Here is a 5,327-nt window from a genome sequence, read left to right on the forward strand (position 1 = left end):
CTGAAGCGCGCGCTGACCGAGACGAAGGCGGACGCGGTCTGGGTGGGCTGGGGTTTCGTAGCCGAGGACCCCGCCTTCGCCGAACTGTGCGACAAGCTGGGGGTGACCTTCATCGGGCCCAGCGCCGAGGCGATGCGCAAGCTCGGTGACAAGATCGGCGCGAAGCTGATCGCCGAGGAGGTCGGTGTCCCGGTCGCCCCGTGGAGCCGCGGGGCGGTGCCCGACCTCGACGCGGCCCTCGCGTCGGCGCGCGAGATCGGCTACCCGCTGATGCTCAAGGCCACCGCGGGCGGTGGCGGGCGAGGCATCCGCGTCGTGCGCTCGGAGGACGAACTGCGGGAGGCCTTCGAACGCACCAGCCTGGAGGCCGAACGCGCCTTCGGCAGCGGTGTGGTCTTCCTCGAGCGCCTGGTGACCGGCGCCCGCCACGTGGAGGTCCAGATCATCGCCGACGGGCAGGGCACCGCCTGGGCACTCGGTGTGCGGGACTGCTCGGCGCAGCGCCGCAACCAGAAGGTGATCGAGGAGTCGTCCTCGCCGGTGCTGGGGCCCGAGCAGGCGCGCGAGCTCAAGGCCGCCGCCGAACGGCTCGCGCTGGCCGTGGACTACCGCGGGGCGGGCACCGTCGAATTCCTGTACCACCCGGGCGAGCGGCTGTTCGCCTTCCTCGAGGTCAACACCCGGCTCCAGGTTGAGCACCCGATCACCGAGGAGACCACCGACTTCGACCTGGTCAAGGCCCAGTTGCAGGTGGCGGCGGGCGGTCCGCTCGCCGGGGCCGCGCCCGCCGAGAACGGGCACGCGGTCGAGGCGCGGCTCAACGCCGAAGACCCGGACCGGGACTTCGCCCCGGCCCCGGGCCGCATCGTGCTGCTCGACCTGCCCGCCGGGCCCGGCATCCGCGTCGATACCGGCGTCAGCGAGGGCGACACCATCCCCGCCGACTTCGACTCGATGATCGCCAAGATCATCGCCTACGGCCGCACCCGCGACGAGGCGCTCGCCCGGCTCCGCCGCGCGCTGGCCCAGACCACCGTCCTCATCGAGGGCGGCACCACCAACAAGAGCTTCCTGCTCGACCTGCTCGACCAGCCCGAGGTGATCAGCGGCGAGGCCGACACCGGCTGGATCGACCGCGTCCGCGCCGACGGCAGGCTGGTGCAGACCCGGCACTCCGGCGTCGCGCTGGCCGCCGCCGGGATCGCGGCCTACGAGGACGAGGAAGAGGTCGAGCGGCAGCGCCTGCTGTCCACCGCGCACGGTGGCCGCCCGCAGGTGCAGCACGAGGTCGGCCGCGCGATCGAACTGAAGCTGCGGGGCGCGGGCTACCGCGTCACGGTCGCGCGCACCGGCCCCGGCCGGTTCCGGGTCGGGATCGCCTCCGGAGACCGGCTCGACGAGATCGACGCCACCGTGGAGCGGTTCGGCCCGCACACCGGCCAGATCACCGTGAACGGCACCCGGTTCCGGCTGGTGTCCGGTGCGCACGGGCCGATCCACCTGGTCGAGGTGGACGGCGTCACGCACCGCGTCAGCCGGGACGAGGGCGGCACGATGCGCTCGCCCGCCCCGGCGCTGGTGGTGGCCACCCCGCTCGCCGCGGGCGACGAGGTCGAGGCCGGGGCCCCGGTGCTGGTGCTGGAAAGCATGAAGATGGAGACCGTCCTGCGGGCCCCGTTCAAGGCCCGCCTGCGCGAATGCCTGGTCTCGGTGGGCAGCCAGGTGGAGACCGGCGCGCCGCTGCTGCGGCTGGAGCCGCTCGGAGACGGCGACGGCGCGGCGGCGGAGGCCGCCGAGGCCGGAGTGGATCTCGCCCTGCCGCCCGCCCCCGCCCACGGCGAGCCGGAGCAGCGACTGGCGCGGGGTCTGGAGGACCTGCGCAGCCTTCTGCTCGGGTTCGACCTCGACCCGCGGGACGAGGGCCGCGCGCTCGCCGGGTACCTCGGCGCCCGCGACGAGCTCACCCGCCGCCCGCTGGAGGAGGAGGTCGGGCTGCTGCAGGTGTTCGCCGACCTCGCCGAGCTGAGCCGCAACCGGCCCGCGGGCGAGGAGTCCAAGGCCGACACCCGGGTGCACAGCCCGCGCGAGTTCTTCCACACCTACCTGCGGAGCCTGGACGTGGAACGGGCCGGGCTCACGGCCACCTTCCAGCAGCGCCTGTCGCGGGTGCTCGCGCACTACGGGGTCACCGAACTGGAGCGGACCCCGGCGCTGGAGGAGGCGGTCTTCCGGATCTTCCTCGCCCAGCAGCGGCTGGCCTCCGACGTCACCGTGATCAGCGCGCTGCTGCAGCGCTGGCTCACCGAGCCGCCGCCCGGCAGCAGCCTGCGCGAGGTCACCGGGTACGCGCTGGAACACCTGATCCTGGCCACCCAGCGCCGTTTCCCGGTGGTGGCCGACCTCGCGCGCAGCGTGGTGTTCCGCTGGTTCGCGCAGCCGATGCTGCGGCGCAACCGCGCCGAGGTCTACGCACGCGTCCGTGCGCACCTGCGCCACCTCGACGCGCATCCGGACGCCGCGGACCGCGCCGAGCGCATCGCCGACATGGTGGCCAGCCCCGAACCGCTGGTCCGGCTGCTCGGTCAGCGCATCGGCAGGCCGGGGGCGGATCCCTGCCCGCTGCTGGAGGTGCTGAGCCGCCGCTACTACGCCAACCGCGGCTCGGTGGGCGCCCGCTGCTTCCAGGCCGGGCAGCGCCCGTTCTTCACCGCCGGCTACGACCTCGACGGCGCGCGTTTCCAGTTGCTGGCCACCGCCGGGCGGTTCGCCGAACTGGGCGCGCTGCTGACCGCGGTCGCCGAAGCGGCGGGTGACGGGGACGGCGAAGCGGTGGCCGACGTCTACCTCGACTGGCGCGACCAGCCCGCCGCGCCCGAGACGATGGCCGCCCGCCTCGGCGAGGTGCTGGCCGCGGCGGAACTGCCCGCCCGGCTGAAGCGGGTGACCACGACGGTCGCCGGCAGCAGCGGCACCGCCATGCACCACCACTTCACCTTCGAGCGCGCCGGGAACGGGTTCAGCGAGGACGTGCTCATCCGCGGCCTGCACCCGATGATCGCGCGCCGCCTGGAACTGCAGCGGCTGAGCAACTTCGACCGCACCCGGCTGCCGTCGGCCGACGAGGACGTCTACCTGTTCCGCTGCGTGGCGCCGAAGAACCCGGCCGACGAACGGCTCGTCGCGATGGCCCAGGTCCGCGACCTCACCCCGCTGCGCGACACCGAAGGAAGGCTGATCGCGCTGCCCGCGGTGGAAGGCGCGCTCGAAGCCTGCCTCGACGCGATCCGCAAGGTCCAGGCCCAGAGGCCGGCGAAGAAGCGGCTGGACAGCAACCGGGTCTTCCTCTATGTGTGGCCGCCGAGCGAGCTGGCCATGTCCGAGCTCAGGACCGTCGCGCAGCGGGTACTGCCCACCACGGCGGGCGCCGGGCTGGAGGAGGTCCTGTTCCTGGGCCGCCAGCGTGACCGTGAGACCGGTGAACTGCGCGAGGTCGCGGTGCGGATCTCCTACCAGGCGGGTGCCGGGGTCCGGGTCGAGGTCACCGAGCCGACCACCGAGCTGATCCAGCCGCTGGACGACTACGGGCAGAAGGTGCTCAGCGCCCGCCGCCGTGACACCGTCTACCCCTACGAGCTCACCGAAATGCTGGCCGGGCCGCACGGCTCGTTCGTCGAGCACGACCTCGACGACACGGGCGCGCTGGTGCCGGTCGACCGGCCGAAGGGACGGAACAAGGCGGGCATCGTGGCCGGGGTCGTGCGCACGCCCACCGAGCGGCACCCCGAGGGCGTGGCCCGCGTGGTGCTCTTCGGCGATCCCACCAAGGCACTGGGCGCGCTGTCCGAGCCGGAGTGCTCCCGGGTGATCGCCGCGCTCGACCTGGCCGAGCGGATGCGGGTGCCGCTGGAGTGGTTCGCGCTGTCGGCGGGCGCCCGGATCGCGATGGACTCCGGCACCGAGAACATGGACTGGGTGGCCGCCGCACTCAAGCGCATCGTGCACTTCACCCAGGACGGCGGCGAGATCAACATCGTGGTCGCCGGGATCACCGTCGGTGCCCAGCCGTACTGGAACGCCGAGGCCACGATGCTGATGCACACCAAGGGCATCCTCGTCATGACGCCCGATTCGGCCATGGTGCTCACCGGCAAGCAGTCGCTGGACTTCTCGGGCGGTGTGTCCGCCGAGGACAACTTCGGTATCGGCGGCTACGACCGGGTGATGGGGCCCAACGGCCAGGCCCAGTACTGGGCGCCGGACCTCGCCGGTGCCCGTGACGTGCTGATGCAGCACTACGACCACACCTACATCGCGCCGGGCGAGTCGGCGCCGCGCCGGGCCACGACCAGCGACCCGGCCGACCGCGACATCTCGCCCTACCCGCACGCGGTGACCGGGACGGACTTCACCACCGTCGGCGAGATCTTCGCGCGGGAGACCAACCCCGACCGCAAGAAGGCCTTCGACATCCGCACGGTGATGCGGGCGGTGGCCGACCAGGACCACCCGATCCTGGAGCGCTGGGCGGGCATGGCGGACGCGGAGACCGCGGTGGTCCAGGACGTGCACCTGGGCGGCTGGCCGGTGTGCCTGCTGGGGATCGAGTCGCGGTCGGTGCCGCGCCGCGGTTTCCCGCCCACCGACGGGCCCGACACCTACACCGCGGGCACGCTGTTCCCGCGTTCGTCGAAGAAGGCGGCGCGCGCGATCAACGCGGCCAGCGGGAACCGGCCGTTGGTGGTGCTGGCGAACCTGTCGGGCTTCGACGGTTCGCCGGAATCGATGCGGGAGCTGCAACTGGAGTACGGCGCGGAGATCGGCAGGGCCATCGTGAACTTCCGTGGCCCGATCGTGTTCTGCGTGATCTCCCGGTACCACGGCGGGGCGTTCGTGGTGTTCTCCAAGGCACTCAACCCGGACATGACCGTGCTGGCCGTGGACGGCTCGTTCGCCTCGGTGATCGGCGGTGCCCCCGCCGCGGCCGTGGTCTTCGCCGGTGAGGTCAACAGCCGCACCGCGAACGATCCCCGGGTGGCCGGGCTGGAGACGCGGCTGCGGTCGGTGCCCGACGGGGAGCGGGCGGCACTGGTGACCGAACTGGCCGAGGTGCGCACCTCGGTGCGGGCCGAGAAGCTCAGCGAGGTGGCGGCCGAGTTCGACGGCGTGCACAGCATCCAGCGTGCCGTGCAGGTCGGCTCGGTGGACGCCATCGTCAGCGCCGCCGAACTCCGCCCGCGCATCATCGAAACCATCGAGCGGCACTACTCCTGAGAGGGCGTGAGGGGGCCCTTCACGGCTTGCCCCAGTCCCTCCGGCCGGGGGTGAGG

The 5,327-nt window shown here is 72.9% G+C and carries 1 protein-coding gene; it reads left to right on the plus strand.

Annotation, left to right across the window (positions count from 1 at the left end):
* Nucleotides 1–5,271: ATP-binding protein (locus FNH05_RS31275; RefSeq protein WP_144592455.1), on the plus strand; the 5,271-nt coding region annotated here is incomplete at its 5' end.
* Nucleotides 5,272–5,327: the final 56 nt, after the last annotated feature.

This window comes from Amycolatopsis rhizosphaerae, assembly GCF_007713715.1.
In the GTDB taxonomy this organism is placed as follows: domain Bacteria; phylum Actinomycetota; class Actinomycetes; order Mycobacteriales; family Pseudonocardiaceae; genus Amycolatopsis_E; species Amycolatopsis_E rhizosphaerae.